This is a genomic window from Mongoliibacter sp. (assembly GCF_007692705.1).
Classification (GTDB): Bacteria; Bacteroidota; Bacteroidia; order Cytophagales; family Cyclobacteriaceae; genus Mongoliibacter.
Map to the genome: position 1 here is coordinate 1 of NZ_REBN01000136.1, position 26,102 is coordinate 26,102.

At 39.4% G+C, this 26,102-nt stretch carries 28 protein-coding genes; 6 read left to right on the top strand and 22 right to left on the bottom strand.

Features of this window, described 5'->3' with window-relative positions:
* Positions 1 to 252 precede the first annotated feature (252 nt).
* The 6 genes from EA341_RS07410 to EA341_RS07435 all read right to left on the bottom strand — a co-directional run bounded on the left by EA341_RS07410 (position 253) and on the right by EA341_RS07435 (position 6,656).
* Positions 253 to 858 carry a DUF1080 domain-containing protein gene (locus tag EA341_RS07410; RefSeq protein WP_293012673.1) on the bottom strand — a complete coding sequence of 202 codons (606 nt, stop codon included), beginning with the start codon at positions 856 to 858 and terminating at the stop codon, positions 253 to 255.
* Positions 855 to 1,613 (bottom strand): DUF1080 domain-containing protein, encoded by a 759-nt coding sequence (locus tag EA341_RS07415; protein WP_293012674.1) that lies wholly within the window; start codon positions 1,611 to 1,613, stop codon positions 855 to 857. The genes EA341_RS07410 and EA341_RS07415 overlap by 4 nt, the downstream gene beginning before the upstream one ends.
* Complete coding sequence (locus EA341_RS07420; protein WP_293012675.1) at positions 1,610 to 2,959, bottom strand: Gfo/Idh/MocA family oxidoreductase; 1,350 nt, start codon at positions 2,957 to 2,959, stop codon at positions 1,610 to 1,612. Before EA341_RS07420 ends, EA341_RS07415 begins: the two co-directional genes overlap by 4 nt.
* A 104-nt stretch (positions 2,960 to 3,063) precedes the next feature.
* Positions 3,064 to 3,804 (bottom strand): helical backbone metal receptor, encoded by a 741-nt coding sequence (locus EA341_RS07425; protein WP_367127042.1) that lies wholly within the window; start codon positions 3,802 to 3,804, stop codon positions 3,064 to 3,066.
* A gap of 168 nt (positions 3,805 to 3,972) precedes the next feature.
* The gene (locus EA341_RS07430; RefSeq protein ID WP_293012677.1) at positions 3,973 to 5,040 is read right to left on the bottom strand and encodes a M42 family metallopeptidase; all 1,068 of its coding nucleotides are present in this window, start codon (positions 5,038 to 5,040) and stop codon (positions 3,973 to 3,975) included.
* A 32-nt stretch (positions 5,041 to 5,072) separates the two neighbouring features.
* A complete protein-coding gene (locus EA341_RS07435; protein WP_293012678.1) occupies positions 5,073 to 6,656 on the bottom strand; it encodes an acyl-CoA carboxylase subunit beta in 1,584 nt (527 codons plus the stop codon).
* 165 nt (positions 6,657 to 6,821) lie between these two features.
* On the opposite strand from EA341_RS07435, the gene EA341_RS07440 reads away from it, so the two are divergent.
* The 4 genes from EA341_RS07440 to EA341_RS07455 all read left to right on the top strand — a co-directional run bounded on the left by EA341_RS07440 (position 6,822) and on the right by EA341_RS07455 (position 11,160).
* Entirely contained in the window at positions 6,822 to 7,778 is a 957-nt protein-coding gene (locus EA341_RS07440; RefSeq protein ID WP_293012679.1) for an exopolyphosphatase, read from the top strand.
* A gap of 31 nt (positions 7,779 to 7,809) precedes the next feature.
* A complete protein-coding gene (locus EA341_RS07445) occupies positions 7,810 to 8,880 on the top strand; it encodes an Ldh family oxidoreductase (RefSeq protein WP_293012681.1) in 1,071 nt (356 codons plus the stop codon).
* Positions 8,881 to 8,973: 93 nt separating this feature from the next.
* Complete coding sequence (locus EA341_RS07450; protein ID WP_293012682.1) at positions 8,974 to 10,338, top strand: Gfo/Idh/MocA family oxidoreductase; 1,365 nt, start codon at positions 8,974 to 8,976, stop codon at positions 10,336 to 10,338.
* Positions 10,339 to 10,431: 93 nt separating this feature from the next.
* Positions 10,432 to 11,160, top strand: a complete 729-nt coding sequence (locus EA341_RS07455) for a DUF4397 domain-containing protein (protein ID WP_293012683.1) — start codon at positions 10,432 to 10,434, stop codon at positions 11,158 to 11,160.
* Between the two features lie 53 nt (positions 11,161 to 11,213).
* On the opposite strand, the gene cysM is transcribed toward EA341_RS07455, so the two are convergent.
* From cysM to EA341_RS07535, 16 genes are all read right to left on the bottom strand, one after another.
* A complete protein-coding gene (gene cysM, locus EA341_RS07460) occupies positions 11,214 to 12,092 on the bottom strand; it encodes a cysteine synthase CysM (RefSeq protein ID WP_293012685.1) in 879 nt (292 codons plus the stop codon).
* On the bottom strand, positions 12,089 to 12,922 hold the full coding sequence (epsC, locus tag EA341_RS07465; protein ID WP_293012687.1) for a serine O-acetyltransferase EpsC: 834 nt from the start codon (positions 12,920 to 12,922) through the stop codon (positions 12,089 to 12,091). The genes cysM and epsC overlap by 4 nt, the downstream gene beginning before the upstream one ends.
* A 26-nt stretch (positions 12,923 to 12,948) precedes the next feature.
* A complete protein-coding gene (locus EA341_RS07470; RefSeq protein WP_293012688.1) occupies positions 12,949 to 13,500 on the bottom strand; it encodes a hypothetical protein in 552 nt (183 codons plus the stop codon).
* Positions 13,481 to 13,768 (bottom strand): septum formation initiator family protein, encoded by a 288-nt coding sequence (locus tag EA341_RS07475; protein WP_293012690.1) that lies wholly within the window; start codon positions 13,766 to 13,768, stop codon positions 13,481 to 13,483. The genes EA341_RS07470 and EA341_RS07475 overlap by 20 nt, the downstream gene beginning before the upstream one ends.
* Before the next feature lie 136 nt (positions 13,769 to 13,904).
* On the bottom strand, positions 13,905 to 14,492 hold the full coding sequence (locus tag EA341_RS07480; protein ID WP_293012692.1) for a porin family protein: 588 nt from the start codon (positions 14,490 to 14,492) through the stop codon (positions 13,905 to 13,907).
* A gap of 74 nt (positions 14,493 to 14,566) precedes the next feature.
* Positions 14,567 to 14,938 carry a response regulator gene (locus EA341_RS07485; protein WP_293012693.1) on the bottom strand — a complete coding sequence of 124 codons (372 nt, stop codon included), beginning with the start codon at positions 14,936 to 14,938 and terminating at the stop codon, positions 14,567 to 14,569.
* Between the two features lie 126 nt (positions 14,939 to 15,064).
* Positions 15,065 to 16,453 (bottom strand): sodium-dependent transporter, encoded by a 1,389-nt coding sequence (locus EA341_RS07490; protein WP_293012695.1) that lies wholly within the window; start codon positions 16,451 to 16,453, stop codon positions 15,065 to 15,067.
* A gap of 39 nt (positions 16,454 to 16,492) precedes the next feature.
* Positions 16,493 to 17,410: an SDR family oxidoreductase gene (locus tag EA341_RS07495; RefSeq protein WP_293012697.1), complete on the bottom strand. Its 918-nt coding sequence runs from the start codon at positions 17,408 to 17,410 to the stop codon at positions 16,493 to 16,495.
* Complete coding sequence (locus EA341_RS07500; protein WP_293012699.1) at positions 17,410 to 18,252, bottom strand: peptidylprolyl isomerase; 843 nt, start codon at positions 18,250 to 18,252, stop codon at positions 17,410 to 17,412. The genes EA341_RS07495 and EA341_RS07500 overlap by 1 nt, the downstream gene beginning before the upstream one ends.
* On the bottom strand, positions 18,249 to 19,187 hold the full coding sequence (gene hemC, locus EA341_RS07505; protein ID WP_293012701.1) for a hydroxymethylbilane synthase: 939 nt from the start codon (positions 19,185 to 19,187) through the stop codon (positions 18,249 to 18,251). Before hemC ends, EA341_RS07500 begins: the two co-directional genes overlap by 4 nt.
* Positions 19,177 to 20,091 (bottom strand): 30S ribosomal protein S6--L-glutamate ligase, encoded by a 915-nt coding sequence (gene rimK / locus EA341_RS07510; protein ID WP_293012703.1) that lies wholly within the window; start codon positions 20,089 to 20,091, stop codon positions 19,177 to 19,179. The genes hemC and rimK overlap by 11 nt, the downstream gene beginning before the upstream one ends.
* Positions 20,088 to 20,519, bottom strand: coding sequence for an ATP-dependent zinc protease (locus EA341_RS07515; RefSeq protein WP_293012704.1), 432 nt, complete (start codon positions 20,517 to 20,519; stop codon positions 20,088 to 20,090). Before EA341_RS07515 ends, rimK begins: the two co-directional genes overlap by 4 nt.
* A complete protein-coding gene (locus tag EA341_RS07520) occupies positions 20,519 to 21,661 on the bottom strand; it encodes a hypothetical protein (RefSeq protein WP_293012705.1) in 1,143 nt (380 codons plus the stop codon). The genes EA341_RS07515 and EA341_RS07520 overlap by 1 nt, the downstream gene beginning before the upstream one ends.
* Before the next feature lie 7 nt (positions 21,662 to 21,668).
* Positions 21,669 to 22,868, bottom strand: a complete 1,200-nt coding sequence (locus EA341_RS07525) for a GlmU family protein (protein WP_293012706.1) — start codon at positions 22,866 to 22,868, stop codon at positions 21,669 to 21,671.
* A gap of 72 nt (positions 22,869 to 22,940) precedes the next feature.
* Positions 22,941 to 23,186 carry a type B 50S ribosomal protein L31 gene (locus EA341_RS07530; RefSeq protein ID WP_293012707.1) on the bottom strand — a complete coding sequence of 82 codons (246 nt, stop codon included), beginning with the start codon at positions 23,184 to 23,186 and terminating at the stop codon, positions 22,941 to 22,943.
* A 375-nt stretch (positions 23,187 to 23,561) separates the two neighbouring features.
* A complete protein-coding gene (locus EA341_RS07535) occupies positions 23,562 to 24,440 on the bottom strand; it encodes a hypothetical protein (RefSeq protein ID WP_293012708.1) in 879 nt (292 codons plus the stop codon).
* Positions 24,441 to 24,738: 298 nt separating this feature from the next.
* Between EA341_RS07535 and EA341_RS07540 the strand changes: the two genes are divergently transcribed.
* A complete protein-coding gene (locus EA341_RS07540) occupies positions 24,739 to 25,350 on the top strand; it encodes a Uma2 family endonuclease (protein ID WP_293012709.1) in 612 nt (203 codons plus the stop codon).
* A gap of 35 nt (positions 25,351 to 25,385) precedes the next feature.
* Positions 25,386 to 25,997 carry a Uma2 family endonuclease gene (locus EA341_RS07545; protein ID WP_293012710.1) on the top strand — a complete coding sequence of 204 codons (612 nt, stop codon included), beginning with the start codon at positions 25,386 to 25,388 and terminating at the stop codon, positions 25,995 to 25,997.
* Positions 25,998 to 26,102 lie beyond the last annotated feature (105 nt).

Genomic DNA, 26,102 nt, shown 5'->3' on the forward strand with positions numbered 1-26,102 from the left:
CCGCTTTCGTCTAACAGGATTGCAAAGGTAAAAACTTTTTCCCTGTTTGCAAGGTCGCGAATGAAAAATTTTCTCTTTTTTATTTTTCAACCATTGCTTTTTCCTTTACGGGATTGCAAAGTTGCACAACAAATTTTTAAAGTCAAAATAGAGGTGTGAAAACATCTAAAAAAGAAATATAACCCCCTGAACAGTAAAGGCAAAAAAAATCCCGATAAATACTTACCGGGATTAAGTTTGAAGTTTATTAAATTATAAAGGCTTCAAAGTAATATTCTTCCAGTACACTTTAATTCCTCCCCCGTCATGGATTTGAAGTAGTATTCCACCTTCACCTTCGCCAATTTTTGAATCAGAGTAATCCACCATCTGCACCCCATTCAGGTAAGAAGTGACTCTGTCTCCCATTACGACAATTTTCATTTGATTCCAGTCACCAAACTTCAAGACACTGTCTTTTTCTTTATCAGGCTTGATAAGCCACCCTCTTCCATAGGATTCATAAATACCTCCTGTATCATGTCCAGGAGGAGCTACCTCAACCTGCCATCCTGAAACTTTAGTACCATCAACAGTCGACCTGATAAATACCCCACTATTCCCATCAGCCTCTTGTTTGAATTCAAGATTCAATTCAAAATTTTTATAATTTTTCTCTGTACCTAAATATCCATACTCCTTATCAGGACCACTTTCGGAAATCAATAAACCATCCTCTACATACCATTTTTCGGTGCCGTAGACAATCCAACCATTCAAATCTTTTCCGTTAAATAAATTTATTTCATCGTTGAACGAGAATGACAAGGCTCCAAAGAAGCACACACCTATTAATACTATAGCAAATAACTTTTTCATAATGATCTTATTTTAATGTTTTTAAACCAAGCTTCACTTCCGTGATCCTGTAATGCTATTAATCCTCTCCGAGCAATAGCATAATCAGGGAAGTCATCCCACTTCCCGCTATTTCTTCTTGTCTTCCAATCTTCTGAATAAGGGACAAACTCCAAGGTTTTTTTCCCATTCAACCAATAACTAGCGCCATCTTTTGAAAAGAATATCTTTGAGGTATTCCACTCTCCGGCTGGTTTTACCACACCTTCAATATCTCCCGCATACATCCCATAATCAGACGCAAGCGACTGCCAATCCTCTAATTCCTCAGGAAAGCCCAACTGATCTATGACCTGATACTCTGGTCCCGTCTCATACGGAGCTTTGTACTTAGGATCCTCTACGACATGATAAAAAACACCACTATTTCCTCCAGGAGCTATCTTCCAAGTAAACTCCAACTCAAACTCTTCAAAATCCATAGGAGCGAAAACAATATCACCTCCGATATCTCCTCCAGTACCGAGTGCTTTGAGAGCGCCATCTTCAACTGTCCAACTTTCTGGAAAATGCTCTCCGTTAAAAGCCCTCCATCCTGATGGGTCCTCACCATCGAACAGTAGCATCCAACCAGCAGCTTTTTCACCTTCTGTCAATGTATTATCTAAGATTATAATTTCCTCATCAAGCTCTTCCTCTACAGTTTTTTCCGGAGAACAGGCCCAAACCAATAGAGGTAAAGCAAATAACCAAATCAGTTTAATTCTACTTCTCATACCAATTTCATATTTACTGGATCCCATTGCATAAATTTATTCTCAAAATAACTGTCGTTGCATAGCAGCGCAGGTGCTGCAGCCCTGAAACCAAATACTGGATCCTCCGCAACCGTTCCGTTTGTTCTAATCGCTGTAAACCAGTTACCAAAATGGTCATAGTGTGCCCCTTTCCAATTTCTTTGGGCAGTGTATACCAATTCCTTAGGAGGCAAAATGGATGCTCGGGTATCAGACTCTCCCCTTAATCTTGCTTGTTCCTGAAGAAATGGATCATCAGAAATCACGGTCTGATTCATTTTCACTACTACTTCTTCCCATTTAACATCCATTGAACCTTTGGTACCCACAATTCTTAAATATGTCGTGCCACTGGTACCGTCCACAAAGTTACACCTTAATGACAGGTTGAAACCGGGATGTTGTTCAGTTTTTGGGTAATCAAAGGTACCAAGCAATACATCAGGCACTTCTCTTCCATCATCCCAATACCTCAAACCACCCATAGCCGATATTTTAGTAGGGCCAAGCGAGTCTGTGATAAAATGTAAGCTTGAAAATAAATGGACAAATAAGTCTCCCGACATGCCAGTACCATAATCCAGGTAGTTTCTCCACCTGAAAAACCTTAACGGATCCCAATCTCTACTTTTTGTATTGGAGATATACTTTTTCCAGTCTACTGTTTTTTCGTCACCATCTTTGGGAACTGCATATTGCCAAGCCCCCTCTGGTGACATCCTGGCCCAAAAACCCTCGGCATATACAATATCACCGATAGCACCCTCAGCCAGGAGCTCTTTAGCTTTTTCATTTCCTAAGGAAGATACTCCCTGACTCCCTACAATCATCACTTTGCCTGAGTTCTTCCAAGCATTGATTACATCCATTCCTTCTTTGACGGAATGAACCATAGGTTTCTCACAATACACGTGCTTGCCTGCATTCAAAGCATCAATACTGATTTGCTTGTGCCAATGATCGGAAGTTGCTATAATAACAGCATCTATATCTTTTCTTTTTAATACTTCTTTATAATCCTGTGTAACAAAGAGATGGTCTCCCCATTTTTGCTTAGCTGTTTGGAGCCGACCTTGATACAAGTCACAAACTGCAACCAATTCAACATTATCGTGCCTAAGAGCAGAATTGGTATCTTCTGTACCCATTATACCCGCTCCTATCAGCGCTAACTTTATAGTGGTGTTATTCTTTAGAGAAAAGCTTTTTGAGCTTTCTATAAAACTTTTTGCTTGTGTTTCCTGTGGGATTGCAAAGGGGCTCAAGGCTGCTATTGCACCTGTGGCTCCCAATTTTTTCAAGAAGTCCCTTCTTAATTTCTTCATGGTAATTATTAGGTTATTTGGAAATGAGCAGAAAAGTTAATTAAATTTTTTACAAAAGTATTGCTCGATGATTTATATTTTTATAAACGGGGTTTAAAGGCTTTTTATATGTTTTGGAGATAGGCTTTTGCATGTTGTAATCTACTCCCGTACCAGCTAAACATTTCTCCATCTACCAATTGGATTTTTGTATTTGACAATTTGTAAGCAAATTCATCTACATGCTTTTGCTTGAAAGGATAGGGTTCTGAACTCAATAATAAATATTCTGGATTCAAATGTTCCAATTCATCTATTGAAAGCTCAGGATACCGATTTTTCCCTATAAGGTTTTGGAACCCTACCCGAGTCAATATGTCATCAATAAACGTTTTACTCCCCACCGCTATTATAGGATCTTTCCAGATAAGGTAAACAGCACTCCCTTTTTTCTCAGGAAGAAAATCAAAATCCTTATGGATCTTTTGTGCCAGCGCTTCAGCTCCAGAAGACGTGGCTGTGATTTCCCCGATTCGAAGCATCATATCAAGGGCGTCTTCAAGTGTATAAATATTGCTCATCCAAACCGGATAATTTTCGGAAAGCTTCTCTATTCCTTCCATAAAATTTTCCTCCTTATTCCCTATAATCAAATCCGGTTTCAGCGCATCAATCTTATCAAAATGGAAATTTTTGGTGCCTCCGATGATGGTCTTTTCTTTCTTCAGCCCTTTTGGATGTACACAGAATTTGGTCACTCCAACCAACCTTTCTCTCAAACCCAAATCCACCAACAATTCTGTCTGCGAAGGCACCAGAGAAATGATCCGCTGAGGCCGTTCGGAAATCTCGATTGTCCTATGCATTTGATCTGTGAAGAAGGGCATTATTGAATGGAGAATTAGGATTAGTTATTAAAAGGAATAGTGATTAGTGAATAGTTGAGTTGATTCGCAAGAGCATCCAAAATAACGGAACGCCTCTCTAAAACTTTTCCATCTTGAATCTTATGTCTTGAGACTTACATCTTGTATCTAAACCACATACCTAAAATCATACTCTGGATCGAATTCCAATAAAAACTGATAAATCAACTCTATCACCTGCTCAATATCTTCTTTGCTTGCTGTTTCTACAGTAGTATGCATGTATTTTAAGGCCAAAGAAATCAAGGCAGAAGGCACACCGTCATTGGAGTAAGCAAAGGCATCTGTATCAGTCCCTGTACTCCGAGAGGCAGTAGCTCTTTGAAATGATATTTCATTCTTTTTGGCTGTTTCAATGATCATATCAAGAAGTTTTTTGTGTACTGCCGCACCATAAGTCAATACAGGGCCTTTACCTGCAACTTGCTCTCCACTCACATTTTTATTGTACATAGGGGCTGTGGTGTCATGGCATACATCTGTAACAATGGCAATATTAGGTTTGATACGCGCAGCTATCATACTTGCTCCACGTAAACCAATCTCCTCCTGAACAGCATTGACTATGTAGAGACCAAAAGGAAGCTTAGAACCACTTTCTTTTAGTTTTCTTGCTACTTGGGCTATCATGTATCCTCCAATCCTATTATCCAAAGCCCTACCTGAATAAAATTTCCCATTCAATTCTTGTAACTCGTCTTTAAAAGTGACCACACAGCCTACATGTACTCCCAACTCTTCAACTTCCTCTTTGCTTCGTGCTCCAACATCTAGAAAAATATTTTCCATTGTGGGGGCTTCTTCTTTTGTACTTTTCCTAACATGAATCGCTGGCCAACCGAATACTCCCGGAACAATACCTTTGTCTGTATGGATATTTACCCTCATGGATGGTGCAATCATATGATCAGAACCTCCATTTCTACTCACATATATGTAACCCTCAGGTGTGATGAAATTAACGAACCAAGAGATTTCATCTGCGTGCGCCTCAATGACAACTTTGTATTTTGCGTCGGGATTAATTACCCCTACGGCAGTGCCATATTGATCTGTAAAATGGGTGTCCACAAAAGGCTTGATGTAGTCTAGCCAAATTTGCTGGCCAGATGCTTCAAATCCAGTAGGTGAGGCATTATTAAGATACTTATATAAAAATTCCTTTGAGTCAGTCATTTATTTTTAGTTATTACTTTTTGAAATAGAAACTATAGAGGTATGTTACCATGCTTCTTCCTAGGCAATTTATCTACCTTGTTTTCCAGCATTTTATATGCCCTAATAAGCTTCTCTCTGGTCTCTGAAGGCATGATAACTTCATCGATGAATCCTCTGTGAGCAGCCCTGTAAGGATTGGCGAATTTCGAGGTGTATTCATCAATTTTCTCCTGCAATTTGGCTTCTGGATCTTCAGATTCTGCAATTTCCCTTTTGAAAATAATCTCGGAAGCACCTTTGGCTCCCATTACTGCAATCTCGGCTGTAGGCCAGGCAAAATTCAGATCTGCGCCTATATGCTTGGAGTTCATCACATCGTATGCCCCTCCATATGCTTTTCTGGTTATAACAGTCACTCGAGGTACAGTTGCTTCGGAAAACGCATATAACAACTTTGCTCCATTAACAATGATACCGTTCCACTCTTGATCTGTACCAGGCAAAAACCCCGGAACATCTACAAGGACCAATAAGGGCACATTAAAAGAATCACAAAACCTTACAAATCTGGCAGCTTTTATAGAAGCATCATTATCCAATACCCCAGCCATGGACTGAGGTTGGTTTCCTACTATCCCAATACTTCTACCTGCCAACCTGGCAAAACCAACAACAATATTGTCTGCATAGTTCTTATGCACTTCCATAAAGGATGCCTCATCTACAATCCCGGCCACCACTTCGCGCATGTCATATGGATGATTAGGGTTTTCTGGAACTATCGTGTTCAAGACCTCCCTACTCTCATCACTTTTTAATTCATATTCATAAACCGGAGCTTCATCTTCACAGTTCTGCGGCATATAACTCAGCAGCTGCTTGATATTATTGATACATTCTACCTCATTGGCGCAGGCAAAATGGGTTACCCCACTTTTAGTGCTATGGGTACTTGCACCGCCAAGCTCCTCAGCCGTGACATTTTCCTGAGTTACTGTCTTGACCACATTTGGTCCTGTAACAAACATGTAGGAGGAATTTTCAACCATCATGATAAAATCTGTAATAGCAGGAGAATACACAGCACCCCCGGCACATGGTCCCATTATAGCTGATATTTGTGGTACAACACCTGATGCCAACGTATTTCTATAAAAAATATCCGCATATCCACCGAGTGACACAACGCCTTCTTGAATTCTGGCCCCTCCCGAATCATTTAAGCCAATTACCGGCGCTCCGTTTTTCATGGCCATGTCCATTATTTTACAGATTTTTTCAGCATGTGTCTCAGAAAGAGATCCTCCAAAAACAGTAAAATCCTGGGAGTATACATATACCAATCTTCCGTTGATTTCTCCATATCCGGTAACAACACCATCACCCAAGTAGTGCTCCTTATCTAATCCGAAATCCTTTGCCCGGTGCATGACAAATTTGTCTATTTCTTGAAAAGTACCTTCATCCATCAAAAAATGGATTCTTTCTCTTGCTGTGAGCTTTCCTTTTTTATGCTGGGCTTCAATTCTTTTTTCACCACCTCCCTTCAGGGCTTCATCATTTTTTTTCTTGAGTAAATTGATTTTATCCTCATTGCTAGGTAAAGTATAAACGCCCTTGATGCTGCTATCCATGTGTCTAAAGTTATTTGGTTGTCTCAAATATAACGAGGCATACCAAAGAGAGAAAACTTTTGCAAAAATACGTAGTGCAATTCCGCTATTAAAGAAGAAAAAACGGTCAGGCTGATGGATTTAAGATAAACTTTCTATATTCGCACAACTAAAATTAAGGGCCAGATGATCCCCAAAAAGGCAGCAATCATTGACATGGGTACCAATACATTTCATTTGTTATTGGTAGAGTTGTACGAAAACAGGTTCGATACGATTTATAAGGAAAAAATAGCCGTAAAAATAGGGCAAGGTGGTATCACTCAAAACATGTTACACCCTGATGCTCAAAAGCGTGCTTTCCAGACTTTGAGGCATTTCCGGAGCCTTATAGATGGAGAAAACATCACCAATATTTTTGCCTTTGCGACAAGTGCCGTACGAAATGCGGAAAATGGGAAAGACTTTGTCAAAGCTATAAAAGAAAAGCTTGATATCTCCGTAAAGGTGATTTCAGGGGAAGAGGAAGCACAGTTGATATATGAAGGTATAAGACTAAGTGGCTCTTTAAATGGACAAACCAATCTGATGATGGATATTGGGGGAGGTTCGGTAGAATTCATCATTGGGACTGCACAGGAAGCGTTTTGGAGGAAAAGCTTTGAAATTGGTGGCCAGAGAATGCTTGATCTTTTTCATTATCATGACCCTATATTGGGAGAAGAAATTCAAAATCTAACCCAATACCTTGAAAGTAATCTGATAGAATTGCGAAATGCTATAGCGCTATACAATCCCTCAGCACTTGTTGGCGCATCAGGCACCTTTGATACCCTCACCGATATATATTTCCAATCCTTACACGAGCAAAAAAGTAAAACAAAGCAGGTTTTCGATTTGCCAAAAGATGCATTTGATACCATAGCGGATCAACTTTTAAATTTAAATAAGGAGGATAGACTCAAAATACCAGGAATGATACCAATGCGGGTTGATATGATCGTTGTGGCCTCCTGTCTAATCAAATATATTCTGAAACTTGTTCCAGTGAATGTATTGACCTGTTCCAATTATGCACTTAAAGAAGGTGCTATCGCTCAATTGATGGGTAAACATTCCTTTGCAGCGGCAGAGAGTCGCTGAAAAAAGATACAAATCCAGAAATATTCTATTTATGGTTATTGAATACACACAACTTTACGATTTCACTAAAAAAATACTTTTACAAATAGGTTGCCCTGAAGCTGATGCCAAGTTGGCTGCCGACGTATTGCTATCAGCAGACCTTCGGGGGGTTGACTCTCATGGTGTTGCCAGACTCTCAGGGTATATCAGGTTATGGGAAAAGAAAAGAATTAACGCGCAGCCGAACATAAAAACCATTTATGAAACCCCTAGTACTGCTGTAGTTGACGGAGACGCCGGATTGGGATTGGTTGTAGCTCCCTTTGCCATGAGAGTGGCCATAGAAAAAGCCAAAAATGTAGGTACAGGCTGGGTTTCCGTCAAAAACTCTAATCACTATGGCATTGCTGGATACCATAGCATGATGGCCTTAGAGCACGATATGATAGGCATTTCTTTCACCAATGCAAGCCCATTGGTTTCTCCGACTTTCTCAAAAGAAAGGCTTCTGGGAACCAATCCAATCTCTGTGGCTATCCCTGCAGGTGAAGAACCTCCATTTGTCGCCGACATGGCCACCACAACAGCCGCAAACGGAAAACTTGAAATTCTTCAAAGAAAAAATGCAGATGCACCTTTCGGCTGGGTTCAGGATGGAGAAGGCCGACCTACTCAGGATGCTAACGGTGTCAAAAAAGGTGGTGCTCTTTTGCCTTTGGGAGGCGATAGGGAGCACGGCTCACACAAAGGTTATGCTTTAGGTTCTATAGTGGATATTTTTTCAGCAATACTCTCGGGAGCCAATTATGGCCCTTGGGTTCCTCCATTTGTAGCCTTTCTCGAACCTGATCCCAATCCTGTTGGAGAAGGTTTAGGCCATTTTTTTGGAGCTATGAGAGTAGATGCTTTTAGACCTACTTCAGAGTTCAAATCTCATATGGATAATTGGATTAAGCGATTCCGTGCAGCGAAGCCAACACCAGGAAACCCCAAAGTGTTGATTCCAGGAGATCCTGAAAGAGAATTGGAGACTGAAAGAATGAACAAAGGCATACCGCTCTTAGAACCAGTTTTTGAAGATTTACAAAGTCTTGGAGAGAAATTTGGAGTAAGGCTCTGACCATCCATCAAATCGGATTTGATTGATTTTGACCTTTTTGTAAATTGGTTGGGTAATGTAAATAACACCTCTTAAACCTTAACCCAGTAACCAATGAAAAACCTATCACTCAACCGCCGTCAGTTCATAAAAGGAAGTGGAGCTACTTTAGCTCTTGCCAGTATGGGTCTGATGGGAATGAATTTTGTCAAAACAGAAAAAACACTCCAAGTGGCCCTTATTGGTAGTGGCTGGTATGGGAAAAGTGATCTCTTCCGATTGATACAAATCGCAGATTGTGAAGTTGTAGCGCTATGCGATGTGGATTCCAATATGCTGGAGGAAGCAGGGAGATTAGTCTCTCAAAGGCAAAAATCAGGTAAAATACCTAAACTATATAAAGATTATAGGGAGCTGTTGAAAAATCATCAGCTTGACATCACAGTCATTGGAAGTCCTGATCATTGGCATGCACTGCAAGCTATAGATGCAATCAAATCTGGATCGCACGTTTATTTACAAAAACCAATTTCTGTAGATGTTATAGAAGGTGAGGCAGTGGTTGCAGCGGCAAGGAAATATGATAGGATGGTTCAAGTTGGTGTCCAAAGAAGAAGCACACCGCACCTTTGGGATGCCAAGCGTGAAGTTCTCGAAAAAGAATTGCTGGGAAAAATATCACACGCGGAAATTTGTTGCTATTTCCACATGAGAGCCAATGGCAATCCTCCTGAACAAGATGTTCCAGACTTCTTAGATTACGAGATGTGGACAGGTCCGGCACCTTTACGGCCATATGATGGATTACCTCACACTCGCTGGTGGAGAACATTTATGGAATATGGAAATGGCATCACAGGAGACATGTGTGTACACATGTTGGATACAGTAAGGTGGATGATGGGCTTAGGTTGGCCATCCAAGATTACCTCTACGGGAGGGATATATGTACAAAAAGAAGGCAAATCCAACATTTCAGATACACAAACAGCCATATTCGAATTTGACAATCTAAATGTTGTCTGGCAGCATAGAACATGGGGCCAACCTGTAGATCCTGATTACCCATGGGCATTTAAGATTTTTGGAGAAAAAGGAATGCTTGTAGGCAATACCATGAAGGCTGAATTTTTACCAATCGAGGGTGAAAAAGTTCTTTTTGATGTACTCTATGAAAAAGAGGAGTATCCCGAGGATTTGACTGAAGATAGGATAGAGTTAAATGCAGCCCCCGCCACAAGAAGACAGATGCAAAATCTCATCAAGTCTATTGAAACCGGTGAGTTACCTGTAGCAGATATAGAAGAAGGACATATTTCTACAGCTTCGTGTATTCTTGCTAATATTTCGATGGAATTGGGCCGTCCTTTGGTATATGATCCGGAAAAAATGATAGTTGTAGATGATCCGGAAGCAACTCAAAAATTAAGGAGGCCTTACCGAGCCCCTTGGTCTCATCCAGAACCTGACAATGTTTAAATCCAATCCCCGAAAATTCGGGGATTTTTTTTTGACTTGTAGCATTTTTAAATCAACTCTCGTCAAGGGGATAGAAAACAAACCAACAATTATATGATTCACAAAGTATCCCATTACGTGTCTATGAAAAAGGTCATTTTAGCAACATTATTATTTGGAGGTATGTGCCTACTAAATTCCTGCCTGCCGGATAGAGACCCGATTACGCCCCCTGATGCCGCTTTTGTCACAATTTATCACGGTTCGCCTGATGCACCGAGTTTGGATATATATGCTGAAACCAATCGAATCAATAATAATCCTCTTAGCTACAGTAACTCATTTCCGTATAGCCGATTTTTCATTGGCGAGAGACTTCTTAGGTTTACTCCACATAATGCTGCAAACACTGTTCTGGAGACTGATCATACATTCGAAAAGGACAAAGTTTACTCTATTTTCTTAGTCGATAAAATGGCTACAATAGAGGCTATTAAAGTTGAAGACAGCTGGAGTGAACCAACTTCTGAAAAAGCAAAAATCAGACTTGCACACTTATCGCCCGATACAGGAGTTATCAAAGTGAAGCTGGGACAAGAGGAAGAAATCTTTTTCGACTCTGAAAACAACTTCAAAGAAATCACTGCATTCCAAGACCTTCCAAAAGGTAAATTTTCAGTTTCTATATGGAATGAAGATGAAAGCGAAGAGATATTATTCGTCAATGAAATAGAAATCAAAGGGAATCGGGTATACACCTTGATTATTCGTGGTTTTACAAATGAAGAGAATGGCAACAATCCTTTAAGTGTCCAACTTCTGACCAATTACATCAGCTTCTAAATAGTTCTCAAGTTTTTTTGTGGTAACCCGGGGAGAAATCCTTGGGATTTTTTTTAACCGAATAAGTCAGAACTCAGATATCGGTCGCCCCTATCACAGGTAATACAGACAATGATGCCTGAATCCAGTTCACCTGCCAATTGGATTGCTGCACAAAGGGCTCCTCCACTGCTCATCCCCCCCAAGATACCTTCCTCTTTAGCCAATCTTCTGGTCATTAATGTGGCCTCTTCCTGACTCACATCAACTACCCTATCAACGCGGTCAGGTTCAAAAATTTTTGGCAAAAATTCAGGAGACCATCTTCTGATTCCCGGAATACTTGATCCATCAGTAGGCTGAGTACCTACAATTTGGATAGCTGGATTTTTTTCTTTCAAAAACCTGGAAACTCCCATAATCGTACCTGTAGTTCCCATAGCAGAAACAAAATGTGTGACTTTCCCTTCAGTATCATTCCATATCTCAGGTCCTGTAGAATTATAGTGTGCCCAGTAATTATCAGGATTAGAAAATTGGTTTAGGATCACGTAACCTTCCTCTTTGGCCATTTTTTCAGCCAAATCCCGAGAGTATTCGATAGTTTTCACAGCAGGTGTGAGGATTACCTTCGCTCCATACGCTTCCATAGAGAGAATCCTTTCACTGGTGCTGTTGTCAGGCATTATTAAAGTCATATGCAATCCAAGGACATTTGCTACCATTGCCAAAGCTATCCCTGTATTACCGCTGGTTGCTTCTACAAGCCTGTCTCCTTTTCTAATATCGCCTCTTTCCAAAGCACACTTGATCATGCTGTATGCTGCACGGTCTTTTACACTCCCTCCTGGATTTTGACCTTCCAATTTGCAAAAAATCTTTACATTGGGATTTTGAGGGATATTGGTCAACTCCACTAAAGGAGTATTACCAATCAAATCAACAAGTTTCATCCTTGATTTTTAATTATGTAGGTATCTGTTTCTTCTGAGTCCGGATTGTACATTCTCGCCTGATAGTAAATCTTACTGTTGGCTGGTATACTTTTAGTAACCCAAACATTCCCTCCTATCACTGAGTTGGCGCCTATTACCGTATTTCCACCAAGTATAGTTGCTCCCGCATAGATCACAACCCGATCTTCAATAGTCGGATGTCTCTTTTTATCTGCGTCTTCCTTTTCAACGCTCAATGCCCCGAGCGTCACTCCTTGGTAGATCTTTACATCATTACCTATTTTAGTAGTCTCACCAATCACAATACCTGTCCCATGGTCAATACAAAAACGTTCTCCAATTCTTGCTCCAGGATGTATATCGATACCCGTACGGCTATGTGCATACTCAGTGATCATCCTTGGGATAAGATAAACCCCAAAATTATAGAGTAAATGAGCTATCCTGTAGGCTGCAATAGCATAAAAACCAGGATAACAGCGAATAATTTCAGTAATGGATTTGGCAGCCGGGTCACCATCATACATGGCTTGAACGTCCTTTAAAATCAACTCATAAATTACTTCCAATTTGGAGAAAAACTCCTCAGCGATAAATGCTCCATCTTGATTATGCAGGTGCCTGTTTTTAATCAAAAGTCTCCCTAAATTCTGCTTGAGTTCTTCTATTTTGGCGGTAACCAGATCTTCTTCCTTGAGCAACTCGACTGCAAAATCTGGAAACAAAAGACCAAGGATATCCTCAAACAAAGATTGAATAGTCTTAGGTGATGGGCACTCAGGGCAATCTTGATGAGATTTACTGAGTTTTTTTACCAATGAATTCATGGTGAAATAGGTTTGTTGGGTGATGCTTATAAAATAAAACCTACTCGGATTACGTATGGTTCAAAATAGGGCGATCTTCTATTATCGTGAAGTAAGTTGTATAGAAAAGTAAAATTAAATCCTCCTCTATCTCCTGAAGGAACAAAATACCCCCCTCCCAGGAAAAAAGCAGGTACCCAAATTCGCTCAAACACATTTCTATTTGTGTCAAACCAGTCATAGTTGACATTTTCATATTCTGCATGAGCAAAAAAATTAGGGAAGATATTATAACGCCCAAAAACCCTCCCTCCGTAAAGGCTATTGGCTCCGCCAAAAAATCTTCGGTCATTAAAGTATTGGTAAGTAGCTCCTACACCTCCTGAAAGTCTATTGGTCACCATAGCACCTACTAGAGGCGAAACATCAACGAAAGTGATCGTACCAAAGGAAGCTCCAAAATTCCCCCCGTAATATAAGCGATCTTTTAATGGCGGATTGATTTCTTCATCAATTACCCTTTGAGCTGTAGCCAAGTAGGACATACAGCAAAAAAGAAATACTAAAACAAAACTTGCCTTATTCTTCAACAACCACATATAAATCTTCAGTTTTTCTTTTCATCATATAGCGTTCCCTGGCAAATTTTTCGAGCAATTCATAATTACTCATCAACTCCTCCCTGTCTGCCTTGATTTTTTCCTTCCTTTCCATGTAAAACTCTCTTTGCTTTTCAAGTTCTTTTACTTTCGATCTCAACTTAAATTGAGTAAAAATATCATTGGAATCGATGAATAGCATCCAAAGGACAAAAAACAATGTAAAAAGGAAATAAAAATTTTTGGTGTATTTAAGGTAGCGACGCATTATATCGATAATTGACCCTGACAAATATATAGATTGACAATAAGAAATACCACCATTGGCATTTTTCATCAGATAATTTAAGAAGCCCAAAAACCAAGCCAGCAGTCCAAATGCGAAGGACAATCTGATTCCTTCCTTAAAAAAGCCTAAATCCAGCTGAAATTATAAGTTGATTCTGTCTTTGATCTGTTTCAAAACCAGCCACACTTCTGGAAATCTTACTCAAGGAGTTCTCATACTTGAAATCAAGGATTAAATTACCTAGATCTAAACCCACACCCGCCTGATATCCTATGGTTGAATTACTATAGTCTATATCAAGTGCGGTTTGGAGCGCATCTTCAATTGTATAATCCAATAATATCGAAGCAATGGGGCCTGCTTGAACTCTAAAAAAATTAGCAAACTTGAAACCAAACATCATAGGGATATCAAACCTGTTGAAATTTGCATTTATTGTCCTATCTGAATTATCGGAAGATTGTACTATTGTACCACCTACGTTTGTAAACAAAAATTCAGGCTGGACAAATATTGAAGAGCCTCCCATCCTGACAAACAAACCTAAATGGTACCCGGTAACATCTTCTCCTGATTCGAAACCTTCACCATTAACAGAAATATTAGCCTGAGAAAGCCCTACCTTTGGACCAATAGAAAACTCCTGTGCACAAAGTATATTACTAAGGAATAATCCAAGGAAAATAAATAATGCTTGTTTCATTTGATATATTTTTGAAAGTTGAATCTACGGAAAAATTATATCTATTGAAACGAAAAAAAATGGTAATCAGTACGTTAATTCAACCATTTTCTAGCCTGTTCTTGGGCAATGGAATATATTTCGTAAAAATCCATTGGTTTTTGAAGAAGTATATCGAATGAAAGTTTGGTTGCTTTTTTGAAATACTCAATATTTCCTGAGGTAATGCCTATAATGGGGAGATTTTTGATATTCTTATTAAGCTTAATTTTTGCCAACAACTCCAATCCATCCATTTGAGGCATCATAATATCTGTGATGACCAAATTGAACCCCGATTCATCTTCGAGAATTGTGATGGCCTCTACGCCATTATTTGCAGTGAAAACTTGATGATTCTCTTTTTCGAATACTTTTCTCAAAATAAGCCTATTGATTGCATCATCGTCTACTACAAGAACTTTCATTTGGTTAGGGTTTTATCTGTCCACAATATACATATATCTAATTACAAAATACATATTTAAGTAGATAAAATAAAAAAAAGAGGGGAAAACCCCTCTTTTAAGCTATAAAACTGATACAGGTTGGAATTATCCTCCTTCCTGCGGTGTACCAAATACACCTACTAGATCTAATAACACCAATGCTATAACTATAGGACAAACCCATTTGATAAAAAACATCCATGCACTTCTTAACCCACCTTTAAAAGCTGGGGATCCTTCAGCAAGTTCATTGGCAAAATCTCCGATTTTTTTGGCCCATCCAGTATAAAGACTAAGCATCAAACAAATTACCACTACGGCGAATGTTCCAAAGACAAAATCCATTATCGCAAAGAAACCAACCTGGGTATTCCCAAGAAAATTCAATGTCAAAGAATTGAAATAATTGCCTTCAATAGATGAAAGGGCGGAAGGTACAGAAAGTATCATTGCTGCTATACCTATAGACCAAGTAGCTTTTTTTCTACTCCATTTCTTCTCATCTATAAAATAAGAAACCGGAACCTCCAACATAGAAATACTTGAAGTCAATGCTGCTACCAAAAGCAACAGGAAGAACAAGGCTCCGATAAAATTACCTCCTGGCATGGCATCAAATACTTTTGGTAATACCTCAAAAACCAAAGCAGGACCACCCGCAGGATCTTTCCCTGGAAGCAATGCAAACAATGCAGGGAACACCATTAATCCACCCATCAGAGCTACCATGCTGTCCATACCTGCAATCCAGCCTGAGGACTGAACAATATTACTCTTTTTAGGCAAGTATGATCCAAATGTAATCATCAGACCCCAACCAACCGACATGGAGAAAAAGGCCTGGCCGAGAGCTTGCAAAATTACTTTACTGGTGATTTTCGAGAAATCAGGATATAAATAGTATCTAACGCCTTCCATGGCACCATCTAAAGTAACAGCCCTTCCTGCAATAAAAATGATTATAACAAATAGTATTGGCATCAAAAATTTTGCTGCCTTCTCAATTCCACCTGACACACCACCTAGCACAACACCTATAGTCATAAAAATAAATACAAAACAAAGTGGTACTACATATTGCGGTGTATCCTGAAACTCTTCAAAGTCAATTGGAATATTAACCAACTCTGTGAAGATATAGCCTATCGTCCATCCTGCAATCACTGAATAATAGCTCAATACACAGAAACAAACCATGATACAAAGTACCCCGGCAATCTGCCAGAAACCGTTACCTCCTGTGGCCTTAATCGCACCAATTGGGTTTTTACGTGATTTACGTCCCAAGGCAATTTCATTCAGCAAAAGCGGAAGCCCGATAAGGAGAACACATATCGCATATACAAACACGAAAGCTCCTCCTCCATTTTCACCGGTGAGATATGGAAATCTCCAAATATTTCCCAATCCAACCGCAGAACCGGCTGCAGCCATAATAAAACCCAAACTAGAGCCAAATTGACCTCTTCCTTGGGTATCTGAATTCATCGCCATTTTATTTGAATTAATAGATTTTGAATAAATATGATTTTTTTAAGAATCGGCTAATTTAAGTTGTTTTGATAAAATACCAATTCCATCCATAAAACTTTTGGGATTGTATCCTAACTCCTTTCTTGCCTTATCAATGATAAACCCAGTTTTGAGAGGTCTTTTGGCAGGTTGTGAAAAATTACTGGAATCCGCTTTTTTGATAAATGAATGGTCCAAGTTAAAAAATTTAGCTGTCTGCATTGCCATATCGTAGGGTGTCAAAAATTCCTCTCCTGAAATATTGAAGATTCCTTCTGCACTTTTATCCATAATTAAAATACAACCGTCAGCAAGATCCTCAGCAAGGGTTGGCGTACGCCATTGGTCAGTAACGACTTTGATTTCCTTTCCACTTTCAAGTGACTTCTTAACCCAAAGTATTATATTGGACCTGCTCATATCCGTCGCCAAGCCATAGACCAAAACAGTTCTAGCTATAGCCCACCTACACTTGGACTGCTGAATTATCTTTTCCGCTTCCAGTTTTGCTTTACCATAATAATTAACAGGATTCGCCTCTGCTTCTTCATCGTATGGACCATTTTCTCCATCAAAAATAAAGTCAGTCGAAAGGTGAATAAGGTGAATATCATGCTTTTCACAAACAAAAACCATATTTCCCACTGCTTCCACGTTCGACTTCCAACAAGCATCTTTTTGATTTTCACAATCATCTACCTGAGTCATGGCTGCGGTATGAATGATGCAATCAGGCTTGTGCTTCCCCACAAGATCAATGACCATACTGAGGTTTGTAATATCCATACTCTCCCAAATATAGGCACCTGACCAGGCTTCAGGAAGCCTAGATGCTCCAATCCCAGTTGCAATGACTTTTAGGTTTTCACTATCCTTGAGTTTCTCAACCAATTTTTGCCCCAACAAACCATTGGCACCCGTAATTAATATTTTTTTCATTATTGCTGGTATTCATAACCATACTCCTTAGTAATAAAGGACTTTGGCAAATGTTCCACACTTATTTTCATATATACAGGCTCAAGAGGCTTATCTTTTGGTCCAGTTTTCTCCCCGGCTATAGCTTCCATTACCTCTATACCTTTGACCAACTTACCAAACACGGTATATTCATTATCCAAATGTGGTGTTCCGCCGACTGAGGTATATGCCTCAACTTGCTTTGGAGTCATTGGCTTTTCCAAATTGATTCCAAAAAAAGATTCAAGGTTATCCTTTTCAGCCAACATCATCTCGTTCAAAGCATCGTATTCCTTTGCTTCGTACAACTCACTGTATTTTTCTTTGAGTGCTACATTGCTACCCAATTGAATATATTTAAAAAAAGTCTCTGACAAGAGTTTCATGTCTGTTGTAAGCTCAGCTTTGGTATATTCCCGACCCTGAACAATATAAAACTGCGAACCACTTGATCTTCTTTCCGGGTTTACGTTGTTGCCTTGACGGGCAGCAGCTATCATTCCTTTGCTATGGATCAAATCTGGTTTAATCTCAGCTGGGACAGTATACCATTCTTCTTCAGGCAGTTTCTCTTTTCCGAAAACATCTCCACCCTGAACCATGAAGTTGGGGATTATACGGTGGAATTCAGTAGAGTCAAAGCGACCAGCCTCTGCCAAGTCTATAAAATTCTGTTTGTGCTTTGGTGTCTCGTCGAAGAAGACAGCATACATATCGCCATGTCTGGTTTCAATCTTTATTAAATAATCCTTTTCAGACGCACATGAAACCAAAAGTAACCCATAAACAAGGACGGTAAAGCAAATTATTGAACTTCTCATTTGTTTAATGCTGATTTTATCTCTTTCAAAATCTGATCACCTCCACTAGACAATACCATATCTGCTAATTTTTGTCCTAAAACCTCTGCATCAGTTTTATGACCTGAAACTTCATGGACAATTCTTCTATCTCCCGACAAACTCACGATGCCACCTTTAAGTAGCAACTGATCCTTTTCAACAATAGCTAAGGCAAAAACCGGAATACTACAACCGCCCTCCAAAACTCTCAGGTAAGCTCTTTCTGCCCGAAGTCTGTAGCCTGTTTCTTCATGATGACAAGCTTCGATGATTAGATTTTTTATATGCGGGTCCAGATTAACTGAAGATTCTATGGCCACAGAGCCCTGTCCTACCGCAGGAGTGAACTCTTCCAATGACAATTCGTGACGAATCTTGTCATCATAACCCATTCGATGAGCCCCTGCATAGGCCAGAAGCAATGCATCGCATACCCCTGATTCCATTTTAGATATCCTGGTCTGCAAATTACCCCTTACCTCTACAGTTTGTACATGAGGGTAAAAATGCTTTAAGGTAGCTACTCTCCTGGTGGATGAAGTCCCTAAAATAAGGGGCTTCTCAGAATTTTTATAATCAATATCGCTTTTATGACTCAAGACTATATCATTAACTTTTTCCCTTTCGGTAAAAGCAATTAGTTCGAAACCTTCCGGAAGCGAGGATTGCATGTCCTTTGCACTATGCACCGCAATATCAATGGTGTCATTTGCCAATTGATCTTCAATTTCCTCAGTGAATACACCCTTACTCCCGATTTTAGCAATGGAAACATCCAGTACCTTGTCACCCTTGGTTTCAATGATGACAATTTCAGCGTTCAGACCTTTCGCCTTCAGCAAATCAGCCACATGGTAGGCCTGCCAAAGTGCCAATTTACTACCTCGGGTTCCTATCCTGATTTTATGGTTCATTTTTAAACTTTCTTTTTGATTGCTGTTTGCTAACAGAAATTTCAATAAACTTAACAATTTCTTGTGCTATGTTTATGCCTGTTGCTTTCTCTATTCCTTCCAAACCTGGACTACTATTTACTTCTAGGATAAGCGGTCCTCTTTCAGATTGAAGCATATCAACACCGGCTATATCTAAACCAAGCGCTTTTGCTGCATTAAGGGCAGCTGTTTTCTCCGCTCTGGAGAGCTTGATGATGGTAGCTTTGCCCCCTCTATGGAGATTGGAACGGAACTCGCCCTCTGCCCCCTGCCTTTTCATTGCGCCTACAACTTTCCCATTCACCACAAAGGCCCTGATGTCTGCACCCTTGGCTTCTTTTATGAATTCCTGCACAATAATCCTGGCCTTCAGCCCATGAAAAGCTTCGATCACAGATTGTCCCGCTTTCTTGGTCTCTGCCAAAACAACACCAAGTCCTTGTGTGCCTTCCAGCAGCTTGATGATCAAAGGAGCACCACCTACTCTCTCAATAAGTGCTTTTTCCCCGCCCTTAGAAAAGTTGGTGAAAGCGGTCTTTGGCATTCCCAATCCTGCTCTAGAAAGAATCTGTAAACTTCTGAGTTTGTCCCTACTGCGAACAATTGCTTGAGACTCCACAGCCGAAAATGTCCCCATCAACTCAAACTGCCTAACTACGGCAGTACCATAAAAAGTAACTGAAGCACCTATACGCGGAATAATGGCATCTATCCCTTCCAGTTTCTCTCCTTTATAATAAATAGAAGGCCCGTTCTGTTCGATGATCAGATCACAAACAGAATGGTCAACAATCTGCGCCTCATAACCAGCTGCTTTAATTTCCTCCACAAGCCTTCTTGTAGAATAGAGATGAGGATTTCTTGATAATACTGCAATTTTCATTTTAATGATTTTTTAGAAAGATTAACCTCGTCGACGTCTACTATAAACCTACCCTGAAGGAGCTTTCTTCCTAAAAGAATGGGGTTTTTCATTTTTGACCTGTCAGTCAATGTGAACTCTGCTTGGAAAACTTCGCCAAACATAAGCACTTCTGTACTCACTTTATACCTGATCTCAGCCTGACCAAAAGAATTCTTCACTTTTTTTTGAGTAAAAGACTGTGTTGTGATTTTTCTTGCTTTGAAGTTTTTATGAGAGGGGTCCAATAATTGAAATTGTAGCGTTTTAACTCCATCAATTTCAATTTCTTGAATATCCTGACAATGTATAGAGGAAGTATAGGCTCCTGTATCGACTTTTGCGGTCGCCTGCTGTAAACCCCATTCTGGGAAAGAAATTTTCTCTCTTCTACCTATCAATCTTTTCATTAAGAAGCAGTTTGTTTTGGTTTCATGACTCTGGCGATTTGAAATGACAAATCAGCAAACATAATTTTCATGTTGGCATTTCTCTCCAAATGATAATATGCCGTATTGAGAATTTCATAAATGCGGCTAATTTTTTGGCCGTCGAGTACATGAGAACCCAGTTTATGAATAAAGTCTCTGTCAGTATCTGCACTGCGCATTAGGTTATTTACTTGAGCCTTATCAAGCATAACCTCACGTAACACGTTGATTCCTGTGAGTAATAGGGATTTTTGAGACTCCTTGTCTTTGGAACTGAAATTATCTACAAAATTGAATATCTGATTGATGTCGACAGAAAAACATGCCCTGAACCAGTCCCTTATTAGTACTGTATTTTCATCCGCGACCTGATCAATCATACGATAAGCTTCCCGCATATTCCCATCTGCCAAAGGTGCAATCTGAACGGCTCCCTCGCGGCTGCACATATTCTCAGCAACAAGGTGGCTCATGATTTCCTCATCACTGAAAGCCCTTACCATTACTTTCTGAGTCCTTGACAAAATGGTCGTCAGCAATTGTTCTGGCTGGGAAGTCACCAATAAAAAGACAGTCTTTTCTGGTGGCTCTTCCAAAATCTTCAACATTGAATTGGCCGATGCAGCATTCATGAACTCTGGTGCCCAGATCAACATGATCTTGTATCCACCTTCAAAAGACTTCAATGAAAGTGTTTTGATCACCTGCCGGGCAGCATTCTTTGAAATATTAAGCTGCTTTTTCTCAAAATCATTTTGATACACCCAGTCTGAAATATTCCCATATCCATTCTGAATTGCAAATAACCTGAAAGCAGCTATCGGATCCAGTTTTTTCTTATCCTCTTTGTCTTCTTTGCCTTCTCCAGGTACAGGTACTGAAAAATTCATGTCCGGATGAACAAGTCTTGACATTTTTTGACAAGAAGGACACTCTCCGCAAGAATCATTATCTTGGGGGTTTTGACAATGCAAGTAGGTAGCCAAAGCCAAAGCCATTTTTAGATTGGCAGATCCCTCAGGCCCATGAAAGAGCAATGCATGTGCGAGGTGGTTATTTTTAACAGCTTGAATGATCTTTTCCTTGACATCTTCCAGTCCTGGAATACTTGAAAACAGCATAAATGTATTAACCTTCTTTGTCCCAAATACGGTAATGTCTCGTCAATTCAAAAACCTTTTTGACGATTTCTTTTTCTTCATCTCCATACTCCATCCCTCTCCTTTTCATGACTGCAATTGCTGTCTCCTCAAATTTCCTTATCTGGAATGTACTGAAGCCTGCTGCCCCACCCCAAGAAAAGGATGGAATAAAATTCCTGGGATATCCATCACCAAAAACATTCGCTCCTACTCCTACCACTGTCCCCGTGTTAAACATGGTATTGATGCCACATTTAGCATGGTCACCCATCATCAATCCACAGAATTGTAAGCCGGTATTTGTAAAGCCTCCTTTGGTGTAATCCCAAACTTTGACGGCAGCATAATTATTTTTGAGATTGGATGTATTGGTATCAGCACCCAGGTTGCACCACTCCCCTATTACTGAATTACCTAGAAATCCTTCGTGCCCTTTATTGCTAAAACCAAAAATCACTGAATTGGAAATTTCTCCACCTACTTTGGAATGTGGACCGACTGTAGTATCCCCACGCAATTTAGCACCCATATTGACAGTAGAGCCCTCGCATAGGGCAAAAGGTCCCCTGATTACTGCGCCTTCCTGTATCTCTGTATTTCTCCCAATATAAATAGGTCCATTTTCAGCATTGAGGACTGCTGCTTTGATAACAGCACCTTCCTCCACAAAAATATTTTCCTTTCCATATACAATTGTAAAAGGGTCAGAGATTGGAAGGGATCCCCTTCCTTTAGTCACTAGATGAAAATCTTTTCTAAGCTCTACGGCATTATACTGGAAAATATTCCATGATTTTTGGACAATTGTAGGTTTGTGTGCTGTATCAAGCCTTTCTTTATCCTTGGCAATATCAGGATGAAAACCTGAACTGTCTTCAGTCCTACAGGCAATCAAAACCTGGTCTGAAAACAATGCCTGTGATGATTGAAGTTCTATGATTTCGGTCCAAAGCTCATCGTCAGGACAAACTGCCCCATTGATCATCAAAGCTGAATCTTCGGTTTTGGTAAATTTATTACTAAGGTAATCCTGGGTTAGGAACCCAGGTTGCTTTCCTGAGTAATGCTTCCATTTTTCAGAAATTTTAAGGATACCAATTCGGATATCTGCTACTGGTCGGGTAAAAGTAAATGGTAAGAGGGATCCCCTGATTGCAGGGTCATCGAATAAAATAATATTGTCCATGTCACAAAAATAAAAAAGTCTCCCGGAAAACAAGTTCCAGGAGACTTATAGCTTGAGTTCTTTTCAGATCTCTTATTTCTTTGCGTATCTTCTGTTGAATTTTTCAACTCTACCAGCGGTATCCAACATCATTTTCTTACCAGTGTAGAAAGGATGTGAGTTAGAGCTTACTTCTATCTTGTAAACAGGATATTCCTGACCATCTTCCCAAGTGATTGTCTCACTGGTTTCGATAGTAGACTTAGTGATAAATTTATAATCACTTGAGGTATCGAAAAATACGACGTCTCTGTAGTTAGGATGAATTTCTTTTTTCATTGTATTGCTATTTATCTTAGATCGCTTTTCTGAAATGAGGCACAAAGTTATTCCTTTTTCCAAATGTATCCAAACTGAACCAAAAATTATTTGGCAATACTAAGCTCTTTCTACCAAGAATATAGGACCTAGTGCCTAAAAATTAACCTTGGGTTTTTTCTCAAATTGAAAAAGATAAAGATAGTCAGGAATATTGACATGTCACCAGCTCTAGTATATGTAATAATCTTATTTCTTGTTTTAAGATGATATTCATCTGTACTCAGTTGACACTTGCCGGCTGGTAGATGGGTTGAGTTGTTGAATTATCCTGGCTCTTTCGTTTTTGATATATCTTTTTTACGCGCAAATTCCGGATATTAAAAAATATTATTATCAATACCCCTCCATTTCTTCGCCAAAATTGAATTTCATCAATGCCATCCGAGTTTGGTTCCTTGCTGCTCTTCTGAAAATCCCACCTGAAATGCTTGTACCAAAACTGACAATGGTAAGTGGCAATAACAGATTACTGGGAGTAGAAGATTGAATCTGTGGAGAGAGAATATAACCAACAAAAACAAAAGTAGAAGCCAAATCCAATATATCTAACGCAAAACTCACATTCTGATTCCGCTGGGATTTCCTGAAGTATTCAGCAAATTCAGGAAATTCTTCTTTGTATTGATTTAATCTGTTTTTACTTAACAGATTGGGGCCATCATAGATATCAATTTTTTCACCAATAAAGTTGTTTCGGAAATCCATTTTCAAATATGGCTTACTCAATTCGTCCTGCCTGATCAGGTAATTATGATTTTCTAAAAGAGTATTCACTTTCCTGACTGCTTGCCGGTTCATTGACCTACCAACACCAGCACCAATACTGCCTGCAGTTGAAGCTATGAACCAATTCAAAAAAATCTGATTGTTAAGCCTGTTCCTATTGTCATAAACATAACCAAAAGCACCTAGAACAACTGCTTGTCCAGCTAATGAAATACCTGTACCGGTAATGGCTTTGTTGTGGGTTTGGAAAAAATCATTGGCATCACCAGGCATGATTTCCATGTATGCCCTAACTTCCTGAGCTTTTGCTTTTTCTCCTTCTATAAGGTAAACCGGATTCCCCCAGAAATTTTCTCTCAAAGTCACTAAAGGATAATCATCATACTTGTTTTGACTGAAATAGGAAGGTCCATTTGAAGATTGACAAAAACTTGATTGCCAAACCAACCCAAATAATATCCATAGAAGTAAGAATTTATTTTTCATCTCAAAAATCAAATAGCTTTAGAAAAAACAATAGTTTCATATCTGAACTTAAAAATTAGAAATTATCTGTCCAAATTCAGAACTTTTTGAAAATCAATCCTGAATAAATAATTGCACAATTCCAAGAGACCATTTTAGAATAATATTCTGAATTCCAATATGGGCCAGCAAAACACAAACTGAAAATTAAGTATAAGTGAGATTTTTAGAACTAAAGACTTTTTTCTACTCTTTGAAAAAAAATTCAATCCAATTTTTATAATATCAGTTTTAGCACCATTTTTTGTAAATTAGACCTATGGAAAAGGAAGAAGAAAAAAATCTGGTTGAAGAGCCCTATTCCGAATATGGCAGCTATACCTATGCAGATTACCTGACCTGGGAAATTGACCATATGGTTGAGCTGATCAAGGGTAAGGTTTTCAGGCAGGCGGCGGCCGCACCAAGGAGGATTCATCAGGAGTTGGTGTTGAAAATAGGTGTACAATTAGGTGGATTATTAAAAGGTAAAACCTGTAAAGTCTATGTAGCTCCCTTTGACGTCCGCCTTCCTGTAAAATCCAAAAAGCACCAAGACATCACCACTGTAGTCCAACCTGACATTTGTGTGGTCTGTGATCATGGAAAACTGGATGAGCTGGGCTGTGTAGGAGCGCCTGATCTGATTATGGAAATCCTCTCACCAAGCAACAATAAAAAAGAACTACAAAACAAATACGAGGTCTATGAGGAAAGTGGGGTCAAAGAATACTGGATCATCCATCCTTATGAGAAAACGCTTTTGGTTTATACTTTGGTCAATGGAAAATATATCCCATCCCGGCTTTTTACCTTAGGAGACCTGGTACCATCCCAATGCATTGAAGGCTTTGTGCTGGATTTGGATGAATTGTTTGAGGGTTTGGAGTAAACCTGTTATAAATCTTATTTGATTAAATTAGATCTATGGAAAAGGAAGTGGATAAAAGCCTGGTAGAAGAGCCCTATTCCGAATATGGAAGCTATACCTATGCTGATTACCTGACTTGGGAGATTGACCATATGGTTGAGCTAATCAAGGGTAAGGTTTTCAGGCAGGCAGCGGCTGCGCCAAGGAGGATCCATCAAGAAATTTCCGGAAGAATATTTTTCAAATTGTACCTTAATCTAGAAAAGAAGAAGTGTAAAGTTTTCTCCGCTCCCTTCGATGTCCGACTCCCTGTCAAGTCCAAAAAGCACAAGGATATCAATACCGTAGTCCAACCCGATATTTGTGTGGTCTGTGACCCTGAAAAATTGGATGAGCTGGGTTGTGTAGGAGCGCCTGATCTGATCATGGAAATCCTATCCCCCTCCAACAATAAAAAAGAACTACAAAACAAATACGAGGTCTATGAAGAAAGTGGGGTCAAAGAATACTGGATCATCCATCCTTATGAGAAAACGCTTTTGATTTACTCTTTAGTGAATGGGAAATATATTCCTTCCAGGCTTTTTACACTTGGGGACCATGTCGCTTCTTCTTGTATCAAAGGATTCGTGCTGGATTTGGAAGAATTGTTTGAGGGTTTGGAATAAAACTTTGATAAATCTTTATTGGTTAAATTAAAATTATGGAAAAGGAGGAGGAAAAAAATCTGGTTGAAGAGCCCTATTCCGAATATGGCAGCTATACCTATGCAG

Excerpts from the sequence above, each read along its gene's own strand:
- EA341_RS07420 (WP_293012675.1), bottom strand. The coding sequence starts at position 2,959 with ATGAAGAAATTAAGAAGGGACTTCTTGAAAAAATTGGGAGCCACAGGT.
- EA341_RS07470 (WP_293012688.1), bottom strand. The coding sequence starts at position 13,500 with ATGTGGTTGTTGAAGAATAAGGCAAGTTTTGTTTTAGTATTTCTTTTT.
- EA341_RS07435 (WP_293012678.1), bottom strand. The coding sequence starts at position 6,656 with ATGGATAGCAGCATCAAGGGCGTTTATACTTTACCTAGCAATGAGGAT.
- EA341_RS07480 (WP_293012692.1), bottom strand. The coding sequence starts at position 14,492 with ATGAAACAAGCATTATTTATTTTCCTTGGATTATTCCTTAGTAATATA.
- EA341_RS07455 (WP_293012683.1), top strand. The coding sequence starts at position 10,432 with ATGATTCACAAAGTATCCCATTACGTGTCTATGAAAAAGGTCATTTTA.
- EA341_RS07485 (WP_293012693.1), bottom strand. The coding sequence starts at position 14,938 with ATGAAAGTTCTTGTAGTAGACGATGATGCAATCAATAGGCTTATTTTG.
- EA341_RS07495 (WP_293012697.1), bottom strand. The coding sequence starts at position 17,410 with ATGAAAAAAATATTAATTACGGGTGCCAATGGTTTGTTGGGGCAAAAA.
- EA341_RS07520 (WP_293012705.1), bottom strand. The coding sequence starts at position 21,661 with ATGCTGTTTTCAAGTATTCCAGGACTGGAAGATGTCAAGGAAAAGATC.
- EA341_RS07535 (WP_293012708.1), bottom strand. The coding sequence starts at position 24,440 with ATGAAAAATAAATTCTTACTTCTATGGATATTATTTGGGTTGGTTTGG.
- EA341_RS07500 (WP_293012699.1), bottom strand. The coding sequence starts at position 18,252 with ATGAGAAGTTCAATAATTTGCTTTACCGTCCTTGTTTATGGGTTACTT.
- EA341_RS07415 (WP_293012674.1), bottom strand. The coding sequence starts at position 1,613 with ATGAGAAGTAGAATTAAACTGATTTGGTTATTTGCTTTACCTCTATTG.
- EA341_RS07530 (WP_293012707.1), bottom strand. The coding sequence starts at position 23,186 with ATGAAAAAAGAAATTCATCCTAACTACAGAGACGTCGTATTTTTCGAT.
- EA341_RS07440 (WP_293012679.1), top strand. The coding sequence starts at position 6,822 with ATGATCCCCAAAAAGGCAGCAATCATTGACATGGGTACCAATACATTT.
- EA341_RS07540 (WP_293012709.1), top strand. The coding sequence starts at position 24,739 with ATGGAAAAGGAAGAAGAAAAAAATCTGGTTGAAGAGCCCTATTCCGAA.
- EA341_RS07425 (WP_367127042.1), bottom strand. The coding sequence starts at position 3,804 with ATGCATAGGACAATCGAGATTTCCGAACGGCCTCAGCGGATCATTTCT.
- EA341_RS07515 (WP_293012704.1), bottom strand. The coding sequence starts at position 20,519 with ATGAAAAGATTGATAGGTAGAAGAGAGAAAATTTCTTTCCCAGAATGG.
- EA341_RS07545 (WP_293012710.1), top strand. The coding sequence starts at position 25,386 with ATGGAAAAGGAAGTGGATAAAAGCCTGGTAGAAGAGCCCTATTCCGAA.
- EA341_RS07410 (WP_293012673.1), bottom strand. The coding sequence starts at position 858 with ATGAAAAAGTTATTTGCTATAGTATTAATAGGTGTGTGCTTCTTTGGA.
- EA341_RS07475 (WP_293012690.1), bottom strand. The coding sequence starts at position 13,768 with ATGCGTCGCTACCTTAAATACACCAAAAATTTTTATTTCCTTTTTACA.
- hemC (WP_293012701.1), bottom strand. The coding sequence starts at position 19,187 with ATGAACCATAAAATCAGGATAGGAACCCGAGGTAGTAAATTGGCACTT.
- EA341_RS07450 (WP_293012682.1), top strand. The coding sequence starts at position 8,974 with ATGAAAAACCTATCACTCAACCGCCGTCAGTTCATAAAAGGAAGTGGA.
- EA341_RS07445 (WP_293012681.1), top strand. The coding sequence starts at position 7,810 with ATGGTTATTGAATACACACAACTTTACGATTTCACTAAAAAAATACTT.
- cysM (WP_293012685.1), bottom strand. The coding sequence starts at position 12,092 with ATGAAACTTGTTGATTTGATTGGTAATACTCCTTTAGTGGAGTTGACC.
- EA341_RS07525 (WP_293012706.1), bottom strand. The coding sequence starts at position 22,868 with ATGGACAATATTATTTTATTCGATGACCCTGCAATCAGGGGATCCCTC.
- rimK (WP_293012703.1), bottom strand. The coding sequence starts at position 20,091 with ATGAAAATTGCAGTATTATCAAGAAATCCTCATCTCTATTCTACAAGA.
- epsC (WP_293012687.1), bottom strand. The coding sequence starts at position 12,922 with ATGAATTCATTGGTAAAAAAACTCAGTAAATCTCATCAAGATTGCCCT.
- EA341_RS07490 (WP_293012695.1), bottom strand. The coding sequence starts at position 16,453 with ATGGCGATGAATTCAGATACCCAAGGAAGAGGTCAATTTGGCTCTAGT.
- EA341_RS07430 (WP_293012677.1), bottom strand. The coding sequence starts at position 5,040 with ATGACTGACTCAAAGGAATTTTTATATAAGTATCTTAATAATGCCTCA.